Source organism: Psychrobacillus sp. 05T411 (assembly GCF_056396485.1).
Map to the genome: position 1 here is coordinate 29,532 of NZ_JBFTLO010000001.1, position 25,608 is coordinate 55,139.

Genomic DNA, 25,608 nt, shown 5'->3' on the forward strand with positions numbered 1-25,608 from the left:
TTCAGCGAAAATACTCTCATCTCTATAGAAGGTGAGATGAATGCGGTTTTGTTTACTGTTCAGCTTGTGTTCAAACGCCCGCTGGACGAAGATAAAGCCTCCGGAGGATGTCACAGATTTTGAAAGGAGTTAAAGAAGGCAGTCTAAGTTCGCGACATCCTGTAGGCCTCAAGCTCGATTCAAAATCTGGACGTAATTACGCCGAGGTGTAATTGATGTTACATAGAAAGGAAGAGGAAGAAAATGCCGATTAATGTACCAAAACAGTTGCCAGCGACGGCCTTATTAAAAAAAGAAAAGATATTCGTGATGGATGAGGAACGTGCTACTGGGCAGGATATACGTCCTATGAATATCATTATTTTAAACTTAATGCCTGAGAAAGAAAAAACAGAGCTGCAACTTTTAAGATTATTAGGGAATACACCACTTCAAGTGAATGTTACTTTTATGAACATGGCTTCCCATGAATCTAAAAATGTAAGTAAAACGCATTTAGATACGTTTTACACAACGTTCGAAGAGATCAAACATCGTAAATACGATGGGCTGATAATTACTGGAGCCCCAATTGAGCATCTACCGTTTGAGGATGTGAATTATTGGGATGAAATGAAGGAAATTATGGAGTGGACTAAAACGAATGTCACATCTGTTTTCCATATTTGTTGGGGGGCACAAGCTGCTTTGTATCATCATTATGGAATCGATAAATACGAACTACCAAAGAAATGCTTTGGTGTATTTAATCATCGTTTATCTGATTTAACGGTTAATCTTGTACGCGGATTTAACGATGTTTTCAACGCTCCTGTGTCTCGTTATACATCGATCCCTTATGAAAAAATTAAAAACGATCCAAGATTAAATATACTTTCTCTATCAGACGATGCTGGCGTTTTTTTGATCATTTCCAAAGATGAAAAACATATTATGGTTACTGGTCACCTAGAATATGACGCAACAACTTTAGCTGATGAATATAACCGTGATCTGGATAAAGGAATTGATATCGATGTACCAAAAAATTATTTCCCGAATGATGACCCATCTAAAGAACCATTAAATACATGGCGTTCCCATACGCATTTATTATTTTCCAACTGGTTGAACTATTACGTATACCAAGAAACACCTTACGAGTGGGAATAAACGATAGAAAAGCACAGAGCATTCGTTTGCTCTGTGCTAGTTTTTATTTAAAAATCCGATCAATTTCTGCAATTTCATCAGTTGAAAGTTGCACATCTAAGGTTTTCAAATTAGCTAAAACTTGCTCCGGTATTTTTGCTCCAGGAATGATTACGTCGATTGCTTCCTGTGCTAAATACCATGCAAGTACAATATTTGCAATTCCAACATTTCTATCGCCTGCTATTTGTCGTAGTTGCTCCACTTTTTCCAGGTTTTGTACAAATGGTTGCCCTTGGAATAATGGATTTTTGGAACGACCATCTTCAAATGTACTATTCTTATCGAATTTTCCCGTTAATAAGCCAGATGCAAGTGGATAATAAGGAATAAAGGAAATTTTCTTTTCCAGCGTATATGGTAAAAATTCATTTTCTGCATCGCGTTTTAATAAATTGTAACCAGATTGAAGGACATCAATATATCCATCTTGGTTGCCCTCCTTTAATTGATCAAGGGAAAAGTTCGATACACCAATGGCACGTATTTTTCCTTCTTCTTTTAAACGTTGAAGTGTGCCAATTGCTTCTGCTTTCGGTGTATTTTCATCTGGATAATGTATATAAAATAGATCAATATAGTCAGTTTGTAGACTGCGCAAACTATTTTCCACCGTTTCTCTTAAAAACTTAGGAGAGTTGTCTATAAAAACTTGTCCATCTTCTAATTTGTGTGCCCCTTTTGAAGCTAATATAATTTCGTGTCGGCTCTGACTTTCTTTTAAGACTTCTCCAATTAACTCTTCCGATCTCCCTTTACCGTAGATGAAAGCTGTATCCAAAAAGTCAATTCCATTATTAATTGCTGTACGAACGATTTCTTTTCCAGTTTCATCGTTTAGATTAGGAAATAGATTATGTCCTCCTACTGCATTTGTACCTAATCCAACTGGATTTACAAATAATCCTGTTTTACCGATCTCGACTTTGACTACCATACTAGTAAAACAACTCCTTTTTCTGATAACTTTCATGATAATCATACCAATTTAAAATATTCGCTTAAAGCAATAAGATTTACTTTAAGAGATTAAAGGAATTTTTCTTCTCTATGACGAATAATATGCTTTATGAAGAAAGAAAACTAAGGAGCTTAAAGATATTGAATACAAATTTATTTTTCGTCCGCCACGCACATTCTACCTATTCATCAGATGAGTTTAACAGACCATTGTCAGAACGCGGGATGCTAGACGCAAAGTTAATTACGAATCTCTCGAAATTGTTGCAAATCGACCACGTCATTTCAAGTCCATATAAAAGAGCCTTTCAAACTGTTGAAGGAATCGCAGAATTGATCGGGGAAGAAATAGAATTGATGGACGATTTTCGTGAACGCTTGCTTTCGAAACATCCCCTAGCAGATTTTAACGAGGCTATTTCACAAGTGTGGGCAGATTTTGATTTTTCATTGGAAGGAGGAGAGTCCAATCATCTTGCCCAAAAAAGAGGGCTAGAGGCAACCCTCCAAGTTTTAGATAAGTACGAAGGTCAAAATATCGCAATCGGGACACATGGCAACATCATGGTGCTCATTATGAATTATTTTGATCCGCGATTTGACGTCCACTTTTGGCAGGAGCTTGCCATGCCTGATATATATAAACTTACTTTTAATAAAAAGAGACTTGTTGCAGTTACAAGAATAAATCCGCAAGTAGTAAGCTTATCAAACACAGGCTATTCAATATATACAAGAGCAGATTAACTTTGATAGATATTGAAAAAAGAATGAGCGGGGGTATTTATMCATGATTAAAAATAAACAACAGCTGAAGCGAAAAATTGTAAATAAAACGATACTTGCTTTTTTTAGTTTGCTTGCTATTAGTATTTTTATAACGCCTTCCGTTTTTAGTAAAGAAAAAGAAAATACCCCTTCACAATTTCACGCAAAGGTAGTAACCAATTATGAAGTGTCCTTTCATTCAAAGTGGAAAAAGTCACCAAAAGGTTTACAACAAGCGACCATTGATGGAAAAGGAGAATCAGTATCAGAAGAAGGCGAAGCAGTCCTTATCATTGAAAATTTCAAAACGAAAAAAACAACAATTTATCAGTTAAAAAATAATGATCTTAGTCAATACACGCCTAAATATATCGAATGGATTGATGAAAATCGCTTATTTGTCATTGTTGGTTATGCTTATGGTACGGTTACCACCGGTGGGAAACTGTATGTACTAAATATAAAAGACAATATCGTTACTCCAGTAATCGATGATTTACTAGATAACGAAGAAATCATGACAGTTATAGTCCATAAAAATAATACTTTCACTTATAAAAAACATGTGTATGACAGTGAACATTATGATGATAAGGAAAGTCATATCGAGGAAGTAACAATTCCAATTCCATAGACTAAAGATGCTATGGTAGGAAAAAGTAGTCCATCTAAGGGTTTAGCGCACTATAAAATCGAATTAATGCACTTTGTCGATCCTGGCCTTATGGACAGAGTAACATATGATAAAAGCTTCCAACCATTCGATGCTAGGATGAAAGTAAAGGAACAAATGGAATGGATAGCGAAGTGTAATGTCGATGCTATCCTCATAACTTGTACAAACTATATTGCCCTATTAAACGAAGAAGATTTTTCATTATCCATTCCGATTATTAAAATAGACGAACCTTATTTTGAGGCAATTTGCCAAAGAAAAGAACCTCAAATAATCCTTTTTACAAATCCAGCTACAGTAAAAGGTACAATGAACCGATTAAATGACTATGCGAAAGCTCAACAAAAAACTTTAGATTTAGAAGTTGTTGTGATTGATGGTACATTTGAATTGTTGATGCAGGGGTTAAGTGATGAGTACAACCAGTTAATCTCAAACTACATACGAAAAATCGTTCAAGATGGAAACAAAGAAATCACCGTTGCCCAATTATCTATGGTGAATGCTTCTAAGCAGATTGAGCGCGAGCATTCTAAGACGATTATTAATCCATTAGATACATTGAGTTCTTCCATTGTATATCAATTAAAAACGGAAAAAAGTAATCTATTTAGGTAGGAAAAACCTAATAGATTACTTTTCTATTAAAAAATCATCCATTGAAGAACATACTACTCTCCTGATCAATATCAACAATTACACCTGTCTTGGCATTTACGTCCACTTGATATACTTTGCCTGCAGCTGTCGAAATAAATACTTCGTACACTAAAAGTCCATTTTCCATATCCAAATCCACATGGATTACTTGCCCTGGCACTTGCTGTCTTGCATTTTGCATTGCTTGCTCAATTGTAATTCGCTGTCTACTCATAGGGTTAACCAATTATAGATATCCTCCTTATGCAAATGTATCATTCTACCATATGTATGGGGGAGAACTTCGGTTACTTTTTTAAAACAACTACCTCCATTAAAAAACTGCACCTCTAATTGTTAATTCGTTCTAACAATAGCGGTGCAGTTCATATACGAATGGAGGTAGTTCCAATGATAAATTTTAATGCTAGTGACCTAGTCAACTTATTGAATAATAAATTTAAAATTTTTTTAGCACCTCGTTAGTACTCCTGAATAATCATGCGTTAATTCTTCTCCGATGAAGTCAAAAAAACCCGGGACCTCAAGATGGATATTATTTTTAATAATTTTAATAACACGCTCTTTTAAATCTTGTTCCAAGTCTTCTCTGTAATCATTACTTGTTTGAAATAATACACTTTGCAGTTTGGGTTCTAGCTGTTTTAAGATCGCAAGAATGTCTATTTCGTCCATTTATTCACCTCCTTTTCTTTTTTCAATATTACTATTAACTACATTCTCAATGTTGTGGATGGCATTTTCAAGAGATTCTATTTTATTTTCAAAGCGGTGTAATAAATAAATGGATACAACAATTGGAAATCCAAAGTTGCCGATTAAAGGTACAATATTCCCTGCATCAATCATGAGAAATCCCCTTTCTAATTTTTTTAATAACATTTTTTCTTGTCTTTTGGACAGCTTGTTGAGAGATTCCTAAATACTGAGCAATCTCTTTATCTGTCATTTGCCTCACATAAACAAGTGATAGTATTTCTTTTTGTCTATCTGTAAGTGCTTTAAAACAATTAAATAATTTATCATCAGATATATGGTCGGCAATGTCTTTAGAAAATTCAATTGCATCTGAATATGATTTCTCGAAGTAGACAGGAGAAAAGTCTAAGTTTTCCAAATCACTTGTAAGTATTAATTGGTATCTACTCTTATAGGTGCGCATCTTTTGATCGAAATGTTTACTCTCATAGTGTAAAACTTTTATTAGATAGGATAAAATTCTGTAATTTTGATAATATTTTTTAAATTTTATATCAATTTTTCGTTTGATTTCTTCTGATTTAGTAATTTGATATTCTTMAAATAATTTTTTGTTGTAAGGACATTTTAAAAACTCTTGAATTATCTTCTGTTTTTCGGAACCCATTTTGTCACTCCTTCACAAAAAAGAATCTTCGTTCTGATTTGGCGTGTGAAAAATAATGTGTTGCATCCCGGGTAAGATATATCTTGTCCTATAAAGGGGATTTTTCCTCGTTATTAACAACCATTTTATTAAAAAAATTTTATTAAATTTTATCGGGACTTTATACTTAATATGTTATAATTGTGTTAAATTAATATTTAGTAAAAAGTAATTGTTCTTTCCTAAATATTACTAAAAAATAACCATGTTTAGAACAAAAATAAGTTGGGAAATATCATTTTCTAAGTATATTTATTTTTGTGTAAATTATTAAAATTTCATAAAAGAAGGAAATTTTAATAATATATAATATTTTTTGGATAGCTGACATATCTATATATTAAACTTGTTAATCACCACTCTTAACCCTTTCATATCTTATTGTCGGAATAGGTCGAGCGATTGTAAAAGGTTTCTTACTTTTCTTAAAGAACTAATATATGTAATACGTTCATAGGGGTGAGGAAAATGAGTAGTGTAGGTTATACCATCAAACAGGAGAGATTAAATCAAAAAATCAAACAGTCTGTATTGGCAAAAGGGATCTGTTCTACTTCCTATCTCAGCAAAATTGAGAATAATTCAACTGTACCAAGCGAGGAAGTTATAACCTCCCTACTGGAAAGGTTAAACTTGGAAATAGAACAGTTGCCAAATGAAGAGGAAAATAAGTTCATAGAAGCTTTTTATGAGGAATATAAAAAAGCAATTATGCAAAGGGACAAGAAAAGGATAAAAGAAACACTAGAGAAGTTCTCTATTAGAAATAACTACTTTTTGCAACTAAAAAATTTCTATACTTATAACCTTTATATGTTTCGATTAATGTTAATCTTGAACGAAAAGGCCGAGGTCTTACAATCCACTTATGATGTGATCATAAAAACAGAAGCTGATTTTGATGAGAAGCAAAGATTTTTAGGGAATTTAAATATAGGTTTGTATTTCTACTTAAATGACGAATATTATAAAGCCTTAAACAGATTAGAGAGCTCCGTGAAGTTTGTAAATAGTGTAGCAAATGAAGAGTGGGAGATAGCGGATTTTCACAATGTGCTTAGCTTGATTTACTTTAAATGCAATCAATTTTTTAACACTATTAATCACGCTTCAAAATCGCTAGCCTACTATAAAGACAATCTCCTATTCGAAAGAGCAATTGATAGCTACATCGTTATGGGGGTTGCGCATAAAAAAATGAGACGATACGAAGAAGCAGAGAAAAATTATAATCTAGCCAAAAAGCTGGTGATAGACTATAAAGTTGTTAATTATGAAGGGATGATTTATCAAAATATAGGATCATTATATGCAGTCCAAGCGAATATAGATAAGGCCATTGAGTATTATAAGCTAAGTTTAAATAGTAAAGAAGAGAATGATAATATGGAAGGATATTTGATATCTATTTTTTCAATCATTAAGGAATATTCTAAGCAAAATAACCATGTAGAAGTGCTTAGTTGGTGCAAAAAAGGTTTTGATGTCATAGAGCATAGTGAAAATAAATATAATAGAGTAAACCGTTCCTATTTTTGTCATTTGGAAATTTATAGGGCATTCCATTCTTCTGCCGATGATCTTGAAGTGGTATTAAAGAAAGGGATAAACTATTTCAAGATGATTCATGACGACCGACATGTTCAAAAGTATGCCATTCTTCTGGCGAATTACTATTTTAAAGAAAGTAAGTTTAAAGCAGCTGACTTATATTATCAGCAAGCTATTCAAATGCTATATAAACAAAATTCTATTACTAACTGGGAGGATTTGTGAAATGAAAAAGAAAAATGTATTTATCTGGTTATCTTTAGCTATGATTTTGACATTAAGTTTTACATCATCCGCAATTAATATTGCCGAAGACGAAGTACCTAGACCTACATCTGTCGTTTACACTTCTTTCTTATAAAAAATAAGTTGATATTAGGTTTGTAAAAATGTGTTGCCCGATACTCATTAGCTTTATATGGCTGATGGGTATCTTTTGATTGGTAAGAAAATCATTTCTGTAGGGAATACCTAATAGAAAACAAAATTGAATATCACTACTGAATGACTTCTGCAAACAATCGATGTGAAAAGAGCAATTTCATGGATTATCAAGCAAATAATTTTTGAAATGAAGTAACATACTATAAGATAGTAATGTTGCTTTAAATCTTCCATATTAATGAAATAGAGCAACGATTATATACTAAATTTTTTGTCTAACAGACACCAGGAGGAAACAGAAATGAAAGTAGTAGCAATCGTCGGAAGTATTCGTAAGGATTCATACAATTTAAAATTAGCACAGCATGTACAAAAACGTTATGCAGATCAATTTGATCTTGAAATTTTAAGCTTACGTGATCTACCAATGTACGATCAAGATATCGAACTAGAAGCTCCACAAGCTGTGCTAGATTTCAAAGCTAAAGTAAAAGAGGCTGATGCGGTACTTTGGGTAACACCAGAATACAATTCAACTATTTCAGGTGTGCTTGGTAACGCTATTGACTGGATGAGCCGTGTGGATAAAGTGATGAACGGTAAACCATCCATTATTATGGGTGCTTCTATGGGCGCATTAGGAACTGCAAAAGCACAAATGCACTTACGCGATATTTTATTCGCAAGTGGCTTAAACTCACCACTACTACCAATGAACGAAGTATACGTTGGCGCTGCGCATACGAAATTTGATGCAGAAGGCAATATGACAGACGAAGCAACCATCCAATTTTTAGATACAGTGATTGGGAACTTCCAAGAGTGGATGAAACAATACGTATAAAGAACATGCTCCCTTATACAACAAGTGTATAAGGGAGTTTTTACATGCTTCTAAAAATAAGAAGGGAATTGTCTTTAATTTTTATTATCAATTTCGAAAATCATTCATATACTAAGTTGACAAATTATTTAGACTTGTGTAAAATTCATCGATAATAAAACCATACAAATTCGTTGATGAGAAAAAATAGTAGATGAAACTGTTCCAAAGAGAGCCGGTGTATGCTGAAATCCGGTGTTCCGTTCATGTATGAAAATCCTCTCTGAGAAGTCGAGCTGAAGTAAAGTAAGTGAGACCGGGTGTCTACCGTTAAAAAGAACGCGTATGTTAGTACGTGGCTAAGTGCTATTGCAGAATGAAACTTTGCAATAGAATTAGGGTGGTATCGCGGTTAAACCCGTCCCTTTTTACAGGGACGGGTTTTTTGTATGTTTTATTAATAAAATGAGGAGTGATACCCAATGGTTAAGGAAAACGAAAAAGAAACTGCTCCAAAACGAGAGGAAGGCATTCGACGGCATTGGCAGCAAAATGAAATCTTTCAAAAATCCGTGAAAAATAGGGAGGGGAGCCCTTCTTTCGTATTTTATGAAGGCCCACCCACTGCCAATGGCTTACCACATGTTGGTCATGCATTAGGACGTACGATTAAAGACGTCGTCGCAAGATACAAAACAATGACTGGACATCAAGTAGTACGTAAAGCTGGTTGGGATACACATGGTTTACCGGTCGAGCTTGGGGTCGAAAAGCTATTAGGGATTTCTGGTAAAAGCGATATTGAAAAGTATGGAGTAGAGGCATTCATAGAAAAATGTAAAGAAAGTGTCTTTGTTTATGAAAAGCAATGGAGAGAGTTTACGGAAAGTCTCGGTTATTGGGTGGATATGGATGACCCGTATTTGACATTAAGCAATGCTTATATAGAAAGCGAATGGAATATACTTGGTACTATCCATGAAAAAGGGCTATTGCAAAAAGGCCACCGTGTTTCTCCGTATTGTCCTAGTTGCCAAACTTCACTCAGCTCGCATGAAGTGTCACAAGGTTATAAAATGGTAAAAGATTTATCGGCAACAGCTAAATTTAAAATAACAAATGGAGACAATGAATACTTTCTTGGATGGACAACAACGCCTTGGACTTTACCTGCAAATGTAGCACTGGCAGTTCATCCTTCGTTGAAATATGTTCGTGCTAAACTAGGGCAAGAAATTTTCATCGTAGCAGAAGCATTAGCTGGTTCAGTATTAAAAGAGGAATATGAAATACTTTCTGTCCATCTTGGCGCTGAATTAATAGATATTCCATATACAGCCTTATTTGATTTTGTAAATGTAGAAAACGGACATAAAGTAGTGACTGCTGACTATGTGTCTGCAGAGAGTGGAACAGGGATTGTTCATATTGCGCCTGCTTATGGGGAAGATGACTACAAGGTAGTAAAAGAAAATGGATTATCTTTTGTCCATGTGGTGGATGAAAAAGGAAAATATACGCCGGACGTGACCGGTTTTGAAGGTCGATTTGTCAAGGATTGCGATGTAGATATTGTTCGTTACCTAGCTGCCAAAGGTTTACTTTACAGCAAAGAAAAGTACGAACATAGTTACCCTCATTGTTGGCGTTGCGATTCCCCTCTTTTGTATTATGCAAATGAAAGCTGGTTTATCCAAACAACAGCCTTGAAAGAACAGTTTATACAAAACAATGAACAAGTCACTTGGTACCCAGAACATATAAAGCACGGAAGATTCGGCAATTTTTTAGAGCAAATGGTTGATTGGAATATTAGCAGAAAACGTTATTGGGGAACCCCGCTTAACGTTTGGGAATGTGAAGCGTGTAATCATGAATATGCACCAAAAAGCATAGAAGATTTAAGACAGCATTCGATTGATCCTTTAGATGATATCGAACTGCATAAACCTTATGTCGATCAAGTGAAGCTTCGGTGTTCCAATTGTGGCGGGACAATGATCAGAACGCCTGAAGTCATCGATGTATGGTTTGACAGTGGTTCTATGCCATTTGCCCAATATCACTATCCATTTGAAAATAAGGAGCTATTTGAAAAACAATTTCCGGCGGATGTAGTAGTAGAAGGAATTGACCAAACGCGTGGGTGGTTTTATAGTTTGCTTGCAGTATCCACTCTTTTCACAGGAAAAGCGCCTTATAAACGAGTACTATCGACGGGTCATATTTTGGATGAAAACGGTCAAAAAATGTCTAAGAGTAAAGGAAATGCATTGGATCCAGTAGAGTTAATTCAAAAGTATGGAGCAGATGCATTACGCTGGTCTTTATTGGTAGACAGTGCACCTTGGAATACGAAACGTTTTTCCGAACGCATCGTGCAAGAAGCGAAATCTAAACTTATCGATACGTTAGACAATGTGTATAGTTTTTATTCGTTATATACGAATTTAGATAATTACAAACCTAAAGCGAAAGTTAAAACGAAGAAAAATAAGTTGGACGACTGGATATTGTCACGTTTGCATAGCACGATTAAAGCGGTGAGAACTAGTTTAGACGATTATCAATTTACAAATGCTGCAAGAGAAATTGCAAATTTCTTAGAGCAAGTAAGTAATTGGTATGTAAGACGATCAAGAGAAAGATTTTGGTCAAGTGGCATAAACCCAGAAAAGGCAGCTGCATATAAAACGCTAAACGAAGTATTAACCAAAACTAGCCAGTTGTTAGCACCATTGACTCCTTTTGTGGCGGAAGATGTGTATATGAATTTGACGGGAGAAAGTGTTCATTTATCCAATTTTCCTAAAGCCGATGAACAATTAATAAATGAAAAGCTAGAAAAAGAAATGGCTGCTGTCCTGCAAGTAGTTGAGTTAGGAAGAAGTGTGCGAAATAGTACTTCCTTAAAGGTAAAACAACCATTAGGCGGACTCTCGCTTATGAGTTCAATTAATAATATGGATTGGAATTTATACGAAGATATTATCAAAGATGAGTTGAATGTTAAGAAATTTGAATTGATAGACAATGAAGGGGAATTTGTTTCTACCAAAATAAAACTCGATTTCAAAAAAGCCGGAGCAAAGTTTGGGAAACAGTCGAATTCGATTAATGCATGGCTTCAATCATTAAGTGAAACGCAAGTACAACAATTCATGGAAGCCGGTTTCATGGAACACGAAAATACTAACATAGGAGTAGAAGATGTACAGATAGAAAAAATAGCGAGGGATGGATATGCTTCTGCATCAAATGGAGTGTACACCGTTACTTTAAATATCACTTTAACCGAAGAACTCCTACAAGAAGGATTGGCTAGAGAGTTGATCAGAGCTATACAAGCATATCGTAAACAATTAAATCTTCCCATCGACTTACGTGTGGATATTACGGTGAGTGCAGATAAAGAACTTCAAGCTGTCTTTGAAAATTTTAAACATATGTTGGAGCAAAACTTATTAATGCGAAACTTATTAATTAGTGAAGAAGTAGACGGGGGAACAGAAATACAAATAGCAGGTCATACCATTTCATTACAGTTAATATCAGTAAATAACTAATACAACACTGGATATTAGGATAATAGCTAATATCCAGTTTTTTTGCCAATCTTTAGATTCATCTAATATTTGTGAAGCCTAATTCCTTTGATAGCTTGTGATTTTTTTCATAGCTAGAAACTTCTTGATAGATTCTTTAGTAATAGTTGCGGAATATTCTTTTATCTTTTCGGATCATCTAAAATGAGTTGTAAACCTTGATTAGTCCTTATGCCATTCAAGTTTTTTTTATATGCTGAAGTACCGAATAAATTCTTCTTTAGTGAGATAAAAGCTGATTTTGAAAACAAAATGATAAAAATAGTTTGACAATTGAAAGTATTGCTACTATCATAGACAGTAACTTAAATGTTCGGGTACGGGTAGAAGATTTCGGGAGCGAGATCGCCCAAAGAACAGTTGAGCCGAGATTAGAAGAGCATAGCAGAGAAATTATTTGAATAAGAAGAGTAGCATTTGTGCGCAATTTAGAGAGTCAGTGGTTGGTGAGAACTGATTTGTAGCAAGTGTGAATGGACTTATGAGAGCTATCTTGAGAGCGAGCAGTCGTTTTAGAGGTAGACGTGTTTCCTACGTTACAGGAAATGAAGTGGGAGTGGAAACACTCCAACAAGAGGTGGCACCGCGGTTAAATCCGTCCTCTTCAAAGGAATTTTTTTCGATTCCTTTGAAGAGGACTTTTTTTGTATTAAAAAATAGTGAAGTCGAGTTAAGCGGAGGGAGAGACCTAAGATGAGAGATTTTATTGAAAAAGTAGAGAAAAATGAACACTTACAATATGAAGAAATGGTAATAGCATCACGATTAATGTTTGATGAAGCGACAGAATTACAACAAATTGCTGATTTTCTCGTAGTGCTATCTAAAAAAGGAGAAACAGCTAATGAAGTGGCAGCGCTTGCTACTGTTATGAAGTCGTTTGCGCTAAAACTGAATGAACCAGTCGGAAATTATATGGATAACTGCGGTACCGGGGGAGATGGCTTAAAGAGCTTCAACATTAGTACAACTTCCGCTTTTGTATTAGCAGGGGCTGGAGCATCAATTGCAAAACACGGAAATAGGAAAATTTCAAGTGCGGCAGGGAGTTCCGATGTATTAGAAGCACTAGGTATAGACACCGCTATCTCTTCGGAAGCATCTATGGATTTACTTGCACGAGAAGGGCTTACTTTTCTTTATGCACCAAGCGTTCATCCCAAATTAAAGCGAATTGGGCTCGTTCGCCAACAAATTGGAAAGCCAACAATCTTTAATTTGATTGGTCCTCTAACAAACCCGATTCAACTTGCAACGCAGTACACAGGTATTAATCGACCGGACTTTACCATGGAGTATGCAACGGTATTGCAAATGCTTGGAAGAAAACGTGCAATCGTTGTTTGTGGAGCCTTAGGGATGGATGAAGCATCACTAGCAGGAAAGAACTCCTTTGTACTTGTGGATAAAGGGGATCTAATACCTTTCACTTTAACACCAGAAGATGTCGGTCTTAAAGCTGCTCCGGTGTCAGCAATCCGAGGCGGAGATGCGTTCGAAAATGCGAAAATCATGCGATCGGTATTGCAAGGGGAACGTAGTCCATTTTTTGACACAGTCATATTTAATGCAGGGGTTGGCTTGTATGCAAATGCTATGGTAGGCACTATTCAAGAGGGGGTTAAAATAGCAGCGGATAGTATCTTGTCTGGCAAGGCACTTGGAAAATTAGAAGCAGTGATCGAGTTCAGCAACCATGCACGCAAACAGGAGGTAGTATGATGGCAACTATTTTAGACAAGATACTAGTCGAGAAAAAGAAACAAATCGAAATCTTAATAGCGCAACACACTCTAGTAGTAAAAAGTGAAGTGGACCGTCCTTCTTTATTTAATCGATTATACCGTAGTGAATATTTGCAAGTCATTTCTGAAATAAAGCGGGCTTCTCCTTCGAAAGGGTTAATTGCAGAAGGTGTGAATCCTAGGGAGCAAGCGAAAGCCTATTACGAGGCAGGAGCGGCTTGTATTTCTGTTTTGACGGATACTCCATTTTTCAAAGGTACTTTTGAGGATTTAGCAGATGTCGCGCGAACAGTCCCTATTCCTTTGTTATGCAAAGACTTTATCATCCATCCAGTGCAAATTGATCACGCTAAAAACGCAGGAGCTTCTGTCATTCTTTTAATCGTTGCAGCGCTGAGTACAAACGAGCTAACTGAACTTTATCAATATGCAACAAGTCTAGAGCTAGAAGTATTAGTCGAAGTTCATGATGCGGAAGAATTAGATCGCGCACTGCAGTTGGGTGCACAAATTATCGGCGTAAATAATCGGGATTTGCGAACCTTTGACGTCGATTTGAAACGCACAGAAGAAATCGCCTCGATCTTTCCCTTTCATGAAGAGCGAGTACTTATTAGCGAAAGCGGTATTTGGAATGCGGAAGATGCGGAGCGAGTGGCAAAAGCTGGTGCTAGCGGAGTGCTTGTTGGCGAGTCACTTATGAGAAGTGGCGATGTCGGAAGTGCGCTTCAATCTTTACAAGTGGAGCTAGGGGGCATCCTGAAATGACGAAAGTGAAAATTTGTGGATTAATGGAAAAAAAGCATGTGGCAGCCGCCGTGGAAGCCGGAGCAGATGCAATTGGTTTTGTTTTTGCTCCTAGTAAGCGTCAAATTACAGTGGAAAAGGCGCATGAACTGGCGAAAGATATTCCAGCTTCTGTCTTGAAAATTGGTGTATTTGTCAATCCGACGAAGGACGAACTTGAGAAGGCTTATCGTGAAGTACCGCTAGATTTTGTTCAATTTCATGGCAATGAAAGTCCTGATTTTGTTCACTCAACTAATTATCCTTCTATTAAAGCATTGTCTATTCGAAGTGAAGAAGATGTCGAAAGAGCAAAACAATATAACACAGACTTTTACTTATTCGATGCACCTCAAGCTGGTAGTGGCATCACATTTGATTGGCAGCTAATGCAAGGGCATGAAGTGCCAAAGGAAAATGTGATTTTAGCTGGTGGGCTAAATCCTAAAAATGTAGCCGAGGCTATTGGGCGAGTGAAGCCGTATATGGTGGATGTATCCAGTGGAGTCGAACGTAATGGCATAAAAGATGAGCAATTGATTCATGCATTTATTCAAGCGACAAAAAGTGAGGAGAGATGAGCAAATGGTACAAACAAAAGCAGGGAGATACGGTCGATTCGGAGGCCAATTTGTTCCAGAAACATTAATGACGGCATTAATAGAGTTAGAAACAGCTTATGAGAATGCTATAATTGATCCTACTTTCATAGAGGAAGTTAACTATTATTTAAAAGATTACGTTGGCCGGGAGAATCCACTCTATTTTGCAGAACGATTGACTAGTCAAGTTGGTGGAGCAAAAATCTATTTGAAGCGAGAAGATTTAAACCATACCGGGGCACATAAAATTAATAACACGATCGGGCAGGCATTACTTGCAAAGCGGATGGGGAAAAAGAAAATAGTCGCTGAAACAGGAGCAGGACAGCATGGGGTTGCTACTGCTACAGTTTGCGCCTTATTTGATATGGAATGTGTCGTATTTATGGGGAAAGAAGATATTCGTAGACAAGAGATTAATGTATTCAGAATGGAACTTCTTGGTGCGAAAGTCGTTTCCGTCGACCAAGGTTCTGGTACGCTAAAAGATGCTGTCAATGAAGCACTTCGCTACTGGGTATCAAATGTAGAAGATACGCATTATATATTAGGTTCCGCACTTGGACCGCATCCGTTTCCAAAAATTGTTCGTGACTTTCAACGAGTGATCGGTGTGGAAACAAGAAAACAAATTCTAGAAAAAGAAGGTCGTTTACCGGATGCGGTGATTGCTTGTGTTGGTGGCGGCAGTAATTCCATTGGTATGTTCCATCCTTTTGTAGAAGACGAGAAAGTTGCATTGTATGGTGTAGAGGCAGCTGGAAGTGGGATTGAAACTGGTAAGCATGCTGCAGCAATTGCTGGTGGGAAAGAAGGAGTACTTCATGGTGCGTATATGTATGTACTACAGGATGATGATGGGTTGATACAAGAGGCGCATTCCATTTCTGCCGGACTTGACTATCCTGCTGTTGGACCAGAGCACTCTTACTTACATGATATAGGTCGAGCAACATTTACTTCCGTAACGGATAGCGAGGCACTAGAAGGATTGCAATTGCTTGCAAAAACAGAAGGAATTATTCCAGCTTTAGAAAGTGCACATGCCATTCACTTTGCAGCAGGTCTAGCTAAAACAATGAGTGAAGAGGAGATTGTAGTCGTATGTTTATCGGGACGTGGGGATAAAGACGTGCATACTGTTCGAGAGGCGCTTGGAGGTGCAGGGGAATGACTAAAAAAACATTAAGCAAAGCAATACAAACAAGATTGGACGCAGGAGAAAAAGCATTTATTCCATATATTATGGGTGGAGATGGGTCGATAAAAGAGCAAATACTTTTTCTTCAAGAAGCGGGAGCTACTGCAATCGAGGTTGGTATCCCATTCTCCGATCCAGTAGCAGATGGCCCGACGATTCAACGAGCCGGAGAACGAGCACTTGAAAATGGCGTAACGTTGCGGACTATTTTAGATGAGTTAAGAGGGATTCGGGATGAAGTAACGATTCCGCTAATAATAATGACCTATATCAATCCCATTTTAAGCTATGGGATCGATGCATTTGCACAAGCTTGTAAAGATAGTGGAGTTTACGGTTTGATCGCACCAGATGTACCCCTAGAAGAAAGTGAATTATTGAAAAACGCATTATTAGAGTCAGATGTCTCACTTGTTCAACTTGTTTCACTAACTAGCCCACCTGAACGCATCGAAAAGATTGTAACTGCCGGTGAAGGATTTATCTATGCGGTCACTGTTAATGGGATTACGGGAGTACGAGACGGATTTAATGAGCAATTAGAAAAGCATTTGAAGCAATTGAAAGAAATAAGTCCAGTTCCGGTTCTTGCTGGGTTCGGTATTTCCACCCCAGAACAAGTAAAATCGGTTGGAGACATGGCAGATGGAGTTATTGTTGGAAGTGCGATTGTAGAGGCGTTTCATCAGAATGAATTAGAAAAAATACGAGAGTTAGTTGGGGCTTCTAAAAAGAAAGTTCTAAACTAATAGAAATGGCCCTTTGATGTAAAGTCAAAGGGCTTCTTTGTCTTAATGAATGATTCAATCACTTGCACACAAATTACTTGTATGCAAATAATTTTCTATATGTTACATTCTTATTAATCTGAAAATAAAATTGAAGAGGAAGATATTTGTGGAAAAAATTGATATTTGAATTCATTTTCTACTAAGTAAAGCATGGCAAAGTGTAAATCAAGTAAGTAAATCCAAATTATCCTTTTACGGTGTGACGCCAGTTCAATATGCATTACTTCGTCTACTTTGGAAAAGAGATGGTCAAATTGGTTATGAATTGCTTTTTAATAAAAGTATTAAAATGAGTGATTTACATTTTATTTAAAACTACTATACCTATTTATGGAATGGAGGAACAAGAAATGTCGAAAATTCCGTCAGTACTTCAAAATTTGCGTCTCCCTGTAATCGGAGCACCCTTATTTATTATTAGTAATCCCAAGCTAGTGATTGAGCAGTGTAAGGCAGGAATCGTTGGATCAATGCCTGCACTGAATGCGAGGCCAGCATCTTTACTTGATGAATGGTTGGCAGAAATCACAGAGGAGCTGGAGGATTATAACGCAAAAAATCCTGATCGTCCAGCTGCCCCATTTGCAATCAATCAAATTGTTCACAAGTCAAATGAACGATTAGAACATGACATGGAATTGTGTGTGAAGTATAAAGTTCCCATCATTATTTCATCCTTAGGTGCACGTGAAGAAATATTTGAGGCTGCACATAACTATGGAGGAATTGCTCTGCACGACGTCATTAATAATACTTTTGCCCACAAGGCAATCGATAAAGGTGCAGATGGCATAATTGCTGTTGCAGCAGGGGCTGGCGGTCATGCTGGTGTGAAAAGTCCTTTTGCTTTAGTTCAAGAAATACGACAGTGGTTTGATGGTCCGCTTGCTCTTTCCGGATCGATTGCCACGGGAAGTGCTGTCCTGGCTGCCCAAGCGATGGGAGCCGATTTTGCCTATATTGGCTCACCGTTCATTGCAACACATGAAGCCCGTGCATCTGAACAATATAAGCAAGCGATTGTTGACTCCACGTCTGATGATATTGTGTATAGCAGTCTTTTCACTGGTGTACATGGAAATTATCTAAAACCGTCCATTCAAGCGGCAGGATTAGATCCGGACAATCTTCCAGAAAGTGATCCATCCAAGATGAATTTTGGAGAAACGTCCGCAAAAGCATGGAAAGATATTTGGGGAAGTGGCCAAGGAATTGGTTCTATTAGTGAGATTACTAGTGCGGCAAAGTTCGTAGACAAACTTTCCATAGAATATGTGGAAGCTAAAGACAGTCTATTTAGCCGAAGTGTAGCTGGGAAAATCTGAATATGCAAATAATGTCCTAATTTAATAGATAATATTGTGCTTTTTAACTATTATAGAGCTGCTCCCTTTCGAGTAGCTCTATCTGATTCCTACTTAATTCATCAAACTTGCCCGGTTCCAAATCTCTTTGCATTTCTTGCTCGAGCCTGTTCCGCTTCAACTTCTCGATCGCGAGGTTCTGCATTAGTCTCTAGTGAGTTTAGCAAATTTCTAGTAATCACAGACACTTCCTCGACAGCTTTATGAAAAATTTCTTCATTTACTTTTGAAGGCTTATTAAATCCGGAAACTTTACGAACATATTGAAGGGAAGCTGCATAAATCTCATCATCTGTTGCGGTTGGCTCAAAGTTAAATAGTGTTTTTATATTTCTGCACATATTGTTCTCCTCTACTATGGTGTGATTTTCTTGATTGTACCATATTCGGATAAATAGATTGGTTAAAGTCTTTCGATAAATATAGGAATGAGGATGATAATGAATGAATCTTGTCATAAGTCCGCCTACAGACATAGAAAAGCTGTCACTTTTTTTAGAGGAAATGAACACAAATCCGGAAAGTCATATCGGATACTGTGGTAATACCAAGGAGGAGATAGCGCATACGCTAGTCCACAGTTTTTCTGATGGAGATATCTCCCAATGTTTTGCGGTTGCGTATGAAAATAAAGAAATAGTTGGTGCACTAGGATTTGATCTGGACAAGGAAAGTAAAAGTGCAGAAGTATGGGGACCTTATATTAAAAAGGAAATGTTGAATCTAGGTATTGCAGAAGCCTTATGGGAAAAAGCGAATGAAATGTCTAATAACGTAGTGAACGAACATTCTTTTTTCGTGAATATAGAGAATAAATTCGCACAACAGTTTGCTATAAGTAAAAAAGCAGTCAACAAAGGAAATCATCTATTACTGAAAGCTTTCCGTAAGGATTTAGGTAAAGTTGATTTAGCGCAGATAGAAACATTTAATCTTTCATACAAAGATTCATTTATTAGCCTTCATGCAACTATTTTTCCAGATACTTACTATAGTGCGTCGGAAATACTTAATCGATTAAGTGATCATAATCAATTATTAGTAATGACTGATTTTGATGGAAGGATTAAAGGATATGCTTATGTTGAAGCAAGTCCGGAGCATCAAGAAGGAAAGATTGAATATATTGCTGTATCAGCTGACTATCGAAAACAAGGGATTGGTACAAAACTAATCCGAGCCGCTTTGTCCTCACTTTTTTCTTTCGATCAAATCGAAGAAATTTCACTCAGTGTTGCAAAAGAGAATGAAAAAGCCATCCATTTATATAAGGCTGCAGGTTTTAATGAAGTGAGTGAGCTTGTTTATTATCATTGTGTTAAATAAAATAATTAAGTTATATTAGGTGTTTTTTCCTCATATTATGTTTCGTGTTTTGTATCTTGAATACTTTTTTCTTGTTTGATATCCGTTTTAGTCCCGGTCATCAAATCGTCGAAAGGTGTGTATCGGTTAGATGGGACACGTTTTCTTTTAAACATTTTATAGCACACAAATAAGAAAAGAAACAAATAAATGCTTGCAAAAACTATACTCATATAATTCATAATATTCGGCACTCCTTTTTGTATATATTCTATGCGAGTAAGTGATTTACCTTTAATAAAGTCAGAAGACGTTAGAAATTATAATTATTTGTTACATTTTGAGAAGAAATGCGCAACAATTATTTGTGTTTCACTACAAGTAAACTTGTTATTTTGGGAATTAGTTGCCTTCATTCTCAAATTGGTTGCTCTTATCCTAATTTGGTTGCTTTCGGAATAGAATTGATTGCTTTCAATGATTGGTTTGTTGCCCTAAGCCATTTACTGGATTTATTTCGACTTTGTTTGACCCACTTCGCCCTGAAAGTCTATCATTTCTGGTTGGACAACTCCATTATTTTACAAAACAAGCATACTACTTTACTTTCGCAAATAGAATATATAGAACTAATTATTCTATTATGAGAAAGGGGAAAGGTAGGCATGGCTATCCGCTTTATCAAGATTTCGGTCCTTTATTTTGTCATTGGGGTTCTATTAGGTCTGTACATGTCAATGGCGCACGATTATGCATTAAAAGGGGTGCATGTGCATATCAATTTATTGGGCTGGGCTTCATTTGTTTCTGCAGGGATTATCTATCATTTATTTCCTAGCTCCAGTAATAACATGTATGCGAAATTACATTTTTGGAGTGCGAATATCGGACTTCCCTTAATGATGATTGCCTTGACGGTACTCATATTGAATGGGGCAGAAGTGGCGACTGTATTTACTGCAATCGGTGGAGTGCTTGTTGTGTTTAGTGTCATTATGTTCGCTATCAATGTTTTCCTCAATGTCCGATCTTCAAATTAGTGCAGGAGAATAAAAGCAGAACTGTTGTTTTATTAACTTAACTCTCTACCAAAGTTGAGTTAATAATAAATTGAATGGGAGCTCTCATTGTATTAGATGCAAGAGAGCTTTTTTGTATTATCATAAAATTCTCTCTATCTATCATTTGCAGAAACTTGTAAATTTAGTATAAAATAAATGAGTAAAGGGGGATTTAGATGCTAGATATAAACCCAGATCATTTTATATTGAAACCAGCATTTGCAACTATTCATTGTGAACCGAGCTGGAAATGGAGAAAGCGCGAGAAACCGATGCCGAATTATGATTTGTTCTACATATGGAACGGTGAAGGAACGGTAGTTTTAAATGGAAAGTCATATAATGTAGAAAAAGGTCACTGTTTTCTTTTCAAACCTGGTGATTTAATAACTGCAACACATAATCCTCAAAACCCTCTTATTTTAACTTATATTCATTTTGATATATCTGAAACACCTCAACTGGTTCCACCAGCTCATAGGGTTATAGAAAATACAATTATCTTCGAATCTTTATTAACCCAATACGTTCGTTTGTTTTTAGTAAAAACATTTGGTGCAGAAATAGAGGCAAAGCTAATATTGAAGCAATTGATGATTCACTTATTAAGAGAAGAACTAGAAAAAGAAGAACAAATAAATAATATGAGTAATCGTTTATATGAAACAATTCGAGAAATAGCCAATTTTATTCAGCAACATCCTGGAGAACCCCATACAATTGAAAGCTTAGCAACACGTGCAAATTTATCCCAACGATATTTCGCTGAGAAATTTAAACAGACTATCGGGCAGACAGTTAAATCTTATATCTTACATACGAGGATACAAAGGGCAGAGCATTTATTGCATTTCACAGGTATGACAGTAACCGAGACGGCCTATGCGCTTGGTTATAATGATCTTCACTTTTTTAGCAGGCAATTTAAAAAATATACTGGGAAAAATCCATCAGAAGTTCGATAATTAACCCCCATATTTATATTTCAGGAGTACTTAAAAGCGGATTGCTTTTTAAGTACTCCTTTTTGTGCCTTAAATCAGCTTTTTTTGAACCTACATAAAAGTGCAAATATTTATTTAATTGGTCTAAATAAATTTGATTTTCAGAATGCTATTATAAAAAACAAGAACAAGAAAAAATCTAATTTAATACAAAATTTTATGAGTAAAATGACTTTAGTTTTTGGAGGAACAGTAATGGTAAATGATTATTTACAAAAGCTATTTGCAGATCGAATTGGTGGATCACAATTTGGCATAAAAAAAGAAATTTACAAATTCGAAAAAATAAAAAGAGCAAAAAGAGAAGCAATATTAGCAAATCCTACTATGCAATTGATTGATCTAGGTGTTGGAGAACCTGATTCCATGGCAGATCAATCAATTGTAAAAAAGCTAGAGACCGAAGCTCGTAAACGAGAAAATCGCTTTTATGCAGATAATGGGATCCATGAATTTAAGATGGCARCAGCAACATATATGAAAGAAGTATTTTCTATCGATGACCTTGATCCAGAAACAGAGATCAATCACGCGATTGGTTCCAAATCCGCACTAGCCATGCTTCCGACTGCATTTATAAACCCAGGTGATATTACGATTATGCCGACTCCAAACTATCCGATTCTAGGAACCCATACGGAGTACTTAGGAGGAGAGGTTGTTCACCTGCCATTACTTGCAGAAAACTCATTTTTACCAGATCTAGATTCATTGAGTGATAGTGTGTTAGAAAGAGCAAAGTTGCTTTACTTAAATTACCCAAATAATCCAACGGGTGCTGTAGCGAATCGAGGTTTTTTTGAAGAGGTTGTTCGATTTGCGAAAGATAATGAATTGATCGTTATCCATGATGCTGCTTATGCTGCCCTAGTTTTCGATCAAGAACGTCCCTTAAGTTTTTTATCGATTCCAGGTGCCAAAGATGTTGGGGTCGAGCTACATTCTTTATCCAAATCCTTCAATATGACAGGTTGGCGGATTGGCTTTATTGCAGGTAACGCTAAGCTAGTTTCCGCTTTTGCAACTGTGAAGGATAACTATGACTCAGGTCAATTTATCCCGATTCAAAAAGCAGCTGCGCATGCACTAGTACATTCAGAACTGACAAAGGAGATAGCGGCTAAATATTCACGTCGTCACGATCTTCTCGGGGAAATATTACGTGATTGTGGATTTGATGTAGTAAAACCAAAAGGATCATTTTTCTTATATACGAAGATTCCGAGATCAGTAGTAAATGGTCCGAAGTTTCAGTCCGCAGAGGAATTTAGCCAGTATTTAATTAAGGAGCATTTAATCTCCACTGTTCCATGGGATGATGCCGGACCATATGTCCGCTTTTCCGTCACATTTCAAGCAGATGGTATCGAAGAGGAAAAACAAGTAGTTGAAGAAATTAAAGCAAGACTTTGCAAGTCTAATTTCAATTATTAAGGAGGGAAGAAAAGTGGTGTTTACTAAAATGCATGGATTGGGAAACGCCTATGTGATTTTTAATCAATTAGAAGATGATATGAGAAACCAAGACTTTCACCAACTTGCTAAAGACATCTCAGATGTGAACTTCGGAATTGGATCTGACGGGATAATTCTGATCTGCTCCTCAAAAATAGCTGACTTTCAAATGAGAATTTTTAATGAAGATGGTTCAGAGGCACAGAACTGTGGAAATGGATTGCGCTGTGTATCTAAGTTTCTTTTTGACCATAAATATGCAACAACACCACGCTTTACGATTGAAACATTAGGCGGTGTTGTGACTGTGGAAGTGGAGCCACTACATAAACAACCGGTGAAATATATCACGGTTGACATGGGGCAGCCGAAACTGTTAAAGGGAATGATTCCGATGATAGGCGATCCATTCAATGCGACCATTAACGAACCGTATTCATTTGGAGAGGCTTCGTATCATCTTACTTGTGTATCAATGGGGAATCCCCATGCAATCATCTTTGTCGATGATGTAAATGCATTCCCATTAGAAAAAATCGGTCCGATTATTGAACACTCTAGCCTATTTCCAGAGCGAGTTAACATTGGAATTGTTCATGTTAAAAATCGACAAGAGCTGGATTACCGAGTATGGGAGCGAGGCTCAGGTATTACGATGGCATGTGGAACAGGGGCTTGTGCAGCAGTAGTCGCCGCTACATTAAATGAATTTCTTGATAAATATGAGCCAGTAACGGTCCATCTTCCAGGTGGAATTTTAACAATTAGATGGGATGAACATGGGCATGTATGGAAAAGGGGAGAAGCAGCTTATATATGTCAAGGTGAGTGGAATTTAAATCAATAAAACAATCCAGGAGGATGATGAAATGAATAGAGAAACGATAGTAGAAATGGTAAAAGAACATAATGTTCGATATATTCGCCTACAATTTACTGATATATTTGGAACGATTAAAAATGTGGAAATTCCAGTTAGTCAGTTGTCCAAAGCACTGGATAACAAAATGATGTTTGACGGTTCATCTATTGAAGGCTTTGTTCGTATTGAAGAGTCTGATATGTATTTATATCCTGACCTGGATACATTCGTTATTTTCCCATGGACAGCCGAAAAGGGAAAAGTAGCCAGGTTGATTTGCGATATCCATCATCCAGACGGAACCCCATTCGAGGGAGATCCTCGCAATAACCTTAGAAGATTATTAAAAGAAATGGAAGAAATGGGTTTTACTAATTTCAATGTTGGACCGGAACCGGAATTTTTCTTATTTAAACTGGATGAAAAAGGCGAACCGACACTGGAACTGAATGATCATGCTGGATATTTCGATCTTGCCCCAACCGATTTAGGAGAAAATTGCAGACGTGATATTGTTTTAGAACTAGAAGAAATGGGATTTGAAGTCGAAGCTTCCCATCATGAAGTAGCGCCTGGTCAACACGAAATTGACTTTAAATATCAAGATGCATTAAAAGCTTGCGATGATATTCAAACATTTAAACTCGTTGTAAAAACCATCGCACGTAAACATGGATTACACGCAACATTTATGCCTAAACCATTATTTGGTGTAAATGGATCGGGTATGCATGCAAATTTAAGTTTGTTTCAAGGAAAAGAAAATGTATTCTATGATCCAACAAAATCATTAGAGATTAGTGATATAGCTAGAAATTTTTTAGCCGGAATATTAAAACATGCCCGAAATTTCACTGCGGTTACTAATCCAACTGTCAATTCTTATAAAAGATTGGTGCCTGGTTATGAAGCGCCATGCTATGTTGCTTGGTCAGCAAGAAATAGAAGTCCCTTAATTCGCATTCCTGCTTCCCGAGGTTTAAGTACACGTGTAGAAGTTCGTAGCGTAGATCCAGCAGCAAATCCATATTTAGCAATGGCTGTTTTATTGGCTGCTGGTTTAGATGGAATAAAAAATAAAATAGTAGCCCCAGAGCCGATCGATCGAAATATTTATGCGATGTCAAAAGCTCAGCGGGAAGAATGTGGAATTGTTGATTTACCATCTAATTTGTCACAAGCTCTCGAATATTTAAAGGCGGATCCAGTTATTACGTCGGCATTAGGTGATCATTTATTAACACATTTTGTCGAGGCGAAAGAAATCGAATGGGATATGTTCCGTACGCAAGTCCATCCGTGGGAACGCGACCAATATATGACACAGTATTAATATTAACGTTATCGATAATTGGGGCGTTGACTCCAGTGAAAAAGCCGATCTGTTGTTCCATTGTGGAATAGCAGAG

Annotated in this window: 27 protein-coding genes and 2 other annotated features; of the genes, 20 read left to right on the top strand and 7 right to left on the bottom strand. The window is 36.6% G+C overall.

Features of this window, described 5'->3' with window-relative positions:
* Positions 1-243: 243 nt before the first annotated feature.
* Positions 244-1,152, top strand: a complete 909-nt coding sequence (gene metA, locus AC1DFT_RS00145) for a homoserine O-acetyltransferase MetA (RefSeq protein WP_477916514.1) — start codon at positions 244-246, stop codon at positions 1,150-1,152.
* 43 nt (positions 1,153-1,195) lie between these two features.
* On the opposite strand, the gene AC1DFT_RS00150 is transcribed toward metA, so the two are convergent.
* Complete coding sequence (locus AC1DFT_RS00150; RefSeq protein WP_477916516.1) at positions 1,196-2,128, bottom strand: aldo/keto reductase; 933 nt, start codon at positions 2,126-2,128, stop codon at positions 1,196-1,198.
* Between the two features lie 164 nt (positions 2,129-2,292).
* On the opposite strand from AC1DFT_RS00150, the gene AC1DFT_RS00155 reads away from it, so the two are divergent.
* The 3 genes from AC1DFT_RS00155 to AC1DFT_RS00165 are packed head-to-tail and all read left to right on the top strand — an operon-like array spanning position 2,293 to position 4,213.
* On the top strand, positions 2,293-2,898 hold the full coding sequence (locus AC1DFT_RS00155; protein WP_477916517.1) for a histidine phosphatase family protein: 606 nt from the start codon (positions 2,293-2,295) through the stop codon (positions 2,896-2,898).
* Between the two features lie 43 nt (positions 2,899-2,941).
* On the top strand, positions 2,942-3,553 hold the full coding sequence (locus tag AC1DFT_RS00160) for a DUF4652 domain-containing protein (RefSeq protein WP_477916519.1): 612 nt from the start codon (positions 2,942-2,944) through the stop codon (positions 3,551-3,553).
* Between the two features lie 12 nt (positions 3,554-3,565).
* Complete coding sequence (locus tag AC1DFT_RS00165) at positions 3,566-4,213, top strand: hypothetical protein (RefSeq protein ID WP_477916520.1); 648 nt, start codon at positions 3,566-3,568, stop codon at positions 4,211-4,213.
* Between the two features lie 34 nt (positions 4,214-4,247).
* On the opposite strand, the gene AC1DFT_RS00170 is transcribed toward AC1DFT_RS00165, so the two are convergent.
* The 4 genes from AC1DFT_RS00170 to AC1DFT_RS00185 form a co-directional block, all read right to left on the bottom strand.
* A complete protein-coding gene (locus AC1DFT_RS00170; protein ID WP_477916522.1) occupies positions 4,248-4,481 on the bottom strand; it encodes a PepSY domain-containing protein in 234 nt (77 codons plus the stop codon).
* Between the two features lie 224 nt (positions 4,482-4,705).
* The gene (locus AC1DFT_RS00175) at positions 4,706-4,930 is read right to left on the bottom strand and encodes a hypothetical protein (protein WP_477916524.1); all 225 of its coding nucleotides are present in this window, start codon (positions 4,928-4,930) and stop codon (positions 4,706-4,708) included.
* Positions 4,931-5,104: a YvrJ family protein gene (locus AC1DFT_RS00180; RefSeq protein ID WP_477916526.1), complete on the bottom strand. Its 174-nt coding sequence runs from the start codon at positions 5,102-5,104 to the stop codon at positions 4,931-4,933.
* Complete coding sequence (locus AC1DFT_RS00185; protein ID WP_477916527.1) at positions 5,097-5,621, bottom strand: sigma-70 family RNA polymerase sigma factor; 525 nt, start codon at positions 5,619-5,621, stop codon at positions 5,097-5,099. Before AC1DFT_RS00185 ends, AC1DFT_RS00180 begins: the two co-directional genes overlap by 8 nt.
* A gap of 507 nt (positions 5,622-6,128) precedes the next feature.
* On the opposite strand from AC1DFT_RS00185, the gene AC1DFT_RS00190 reads away from it, so the two are divergent.
* From AC1DFT_RS00190 to AC1DFT_RS00235, 10 genes are all read left to right on the top strand, one after another.
* Entirely contained in the window at positions 6,129-7,436 is a 1,308-nt protein-coding gene (locus AC1DFT_RS00190; protein WP_477916529.1) for a helix-turn-helix domain-containing protein, read from the top strand.
* Between the two features lies 1 nt (position 7,437).
* A complete protein-coding gene (locus AC1DFT_RS00195) occupies positions 7,438-7,572 on the top strand; it encodes a hypothetical protein (RefSeq protein WP_477916531.1) in 135 nt (44 codons plus the stop codon).
* Between the two features lie 324 nt (positions 7,573-7,896).
* The gene (locus tag AC1DFT_RS00200) at positions 7,897-8,439 is read left to right on the top strand and encodes an NADPH-dependent FMN reductase (RefSeq protein WP_477916533.1); all 543 of its coding nucleotides are present in this window, start codon (positions 7,897-7,899) and stop codon (positions 8,437-8,439) included.
* A gap of 164 nt (positions 8,440-8,603) precedes the next feature.
* Positions 8,604-8,847, top strand: a binding site (T-box leader).
* A 53-nt stretch (positions 8,848-8,900) separates the two neighbouring features.
* Positions 8,901-11,984 carry an isoleucine--tRNA ligase gene (gene ileS / locus AC1DFT_RS00205; RefSeq protein WP_477916534.1) on the top strand — a complete coding sequence of 1,028 codons (3,084 nt, stop codon included), beginning with the start codon at positions 8,901-8,903 and terminating at the stop codon, positions 11,982-11,984.
* 427 nt (positions 11,985-12,411) lie between these two features.
* Positions 12,412-12,629 (top strand) — a binding site (T-box leader).
* 87 nt (positions 12,630-12,716) lie between these two features.
* Positions 12,717-13,745, top strand: a complete 1,029-nt coding sequence (gene trpD, locus AC1DFT_RS00210) for an anthranilate phosphoribosyltransferase (protein WP_477916535.1) — start codon at positions 12,717-12,719, stop codon at positions 13,743-13,745.
* Positions 13,745-14,536 carry an indole-3-glycerol phosphate synthase TrpC gene (gene trpC / locus AC1DFT_RS00215; RefSeq protein ID WP_477916536.1) on the top strand — a complete coding sequence of 264 codons (792 nt, stop codon included), beginning with the start codon at positions 13,745-13,747 and terminating at the stop codon, positions 14,534-14,536. Before trpD ends, trpC begins: the two co-directional genes overlap by 1 nt.
* Positions 14,533-15,135, top strand: coding sequence for a phosphoribosylanthranilate isomerase (locus AC1DFT_RS00220; protein WP_477916537.1), 603 nt, complete (start codon positions 14,533-14,535; stop codon positions 15,133-15,135). Before trpC ends, AC1DFT_RS00220 begins: the two co-directional genes overlap by 4 nt.
* A gap of 4 nt (positions 15,136-15,139) precedes the next feature.
* Positions 15,140-16,330: a tryptophan synthase subunit beta gene (gene trpB, locus AC1DFT_RS00225; RefSeq protein WP_477916539.1), complete on the top strand. Its 1,191-nt coding sequence runs from the start codon at positions 15,140-15,142 to the stop codon at positions 16,328-16,330.
* Positions 16,327-17,106, top strand: coding sequence for a tryptophan synthase subunit alpha (gene trpA / locus AC1DFT_RS00230; RefSeq protein ID WP_477916541.1), 780 nt, complete (start codon positions 16,327-16,329; stop codon positions 17,104-17,106). The genes trpB and trpA overlap by 4 nt, the downstream gene beginning before the upstream one ends.
* 392 nt (positions 17,107-17,498) lie before the next feature.
* Positions 17,499-18,473 (top strand): NAD(P)H-dependent flavin oxidoreductase, encoded by a 975-nt coding sequence (locus tag AC1DFT_RS00235; RefSeq protein ID WP_477916543.1) that lies wholly within the window; start codon positions 17,499-17,501, stop codon positions 18,471-18,473.
* A gap of 101 nt (positions 18,474-18,574) precedes the next feature.
* Here the strand turns inward: AC1DFT_RS00235 and AC1DFT_RS00240 are convergent, their stop codons facing one another.
* On the bottom strand, positions 18,575-18,853 hold the full coding sequence (locus AC1DFT_RS00240) for a DUF2277 domain-containing protein (protein ID WP_477916545.1): 279 nt from the start codon (positions 18,851-18,853) through the stop codon (positions 18,575-18,577).
* 103 nt (positions 18,854-18,956) lie between these two features.
* On the opposite strand from AC1DFT_RS00240, the gene AC1DFT_RS00245 reads away from it, so the two are divergent.
* Positions 18,957-19,838: a GNAT family N-acetyltransferase gene (locus tag AC1DFT_RS00245; RefSeq protein WP_477916547.1), complete on the top strand. Its 882-nt coding sequence runs from the start codon at positions 18,957-18,959 to the stop codon at positions 19,836-19,838.
* A 35-nt stretch (positions 19,839-19,873) separates the two neighbouring features.
* Here AC1DFT_RS00245 and AC1DFT_RS00250 read toward each other — a convergent pair whose 3' ends face one another.
* On the bottom strand, positions 19,874-20,059 hold the full coding sequence (locus AC1DFT_RS00250) for a DUF3951 domain-containing protein (RefSeq protein WP_477916548.1): 186 nt from the start codon (positions 20,057-20,059) through the stop codon (positions 19,874-19,876).
* Positions 20,060-20,482: 423 nt separating this feature from the next.
* Between AC1DFT_RS00250 and AC1DFT_RS00255 the strand changes: the two genes are divergently transcribed.
* From AC1DFT_RS00255 to glnA, 5 genes are all read left to right on the top strand, one after another.
* Positions 20,483-20,857 carry a cytochrome-c oxidase gene (locus tag AC1DFT_RS00255; RefSeq protein ID WP_477916550.1) on the top strand — a complete coding sequence of 125 codons (375 nt, stop codon included), beginning with the start codon at positions 20,483-20,485 and terminating at the stop codon, positions 20,855-20,857.
* 197 nt (positions 20,858-21,054) lie between these two features.
* The gene (locus AC1DFT_RS00260) at positions 21,055-21,843 is read left to right on the top strand and encodes a helix-turn-helix domain-containing protein (protein WP_477916552.1); all 789 of its coding nucleotides are present in this window, start codon (positions 21,055-21,057) and stop codon (positions 21,841-21,843) included.
* A 234-nt stretch (positions 21,844-22,077) separates the two neighbouring features.
* Positions 22,078-23,316: an LL-diaminopimelate aminotransferase gene (locus AC1DFT_RS00265; protein WP_477916553.1), complete on the top strand. Its 1,239-nt coding sequence runs from the start codon at positions 22,078-22,080 to the stop codon at positions 23,314-23,316.
* A 13-nt stretch (positions 23,317-23,329) separates the two neighbouring features.
* Positions 23,330-24,184: a diaminopimelate epimerase gene (dapF, locus tag AC1DFT_RS00270; RefSeq protein WP_477916555.1), complete on the top strand. Its 855-nt coding sequence runs from the start codon at positions 23,330-23,332 to the stop codon at positions 24,182-24,184.
* Positions 24,185-24,206: 22 nt separating this feature from the next.
* Positions 24,207-25,532, top strand: coding sequence for a type I glutamate--ammonia ligase (glnA, locus tag AC1DFT_RS00275; RefSeq protein WP_477916557.1), 1,326 nt, complete (start codon positions 24,207-24,209; stop codon positions 25,530-25,532).
* Positions 25,533-25,608: the final 76 nt, after the last annotated feature.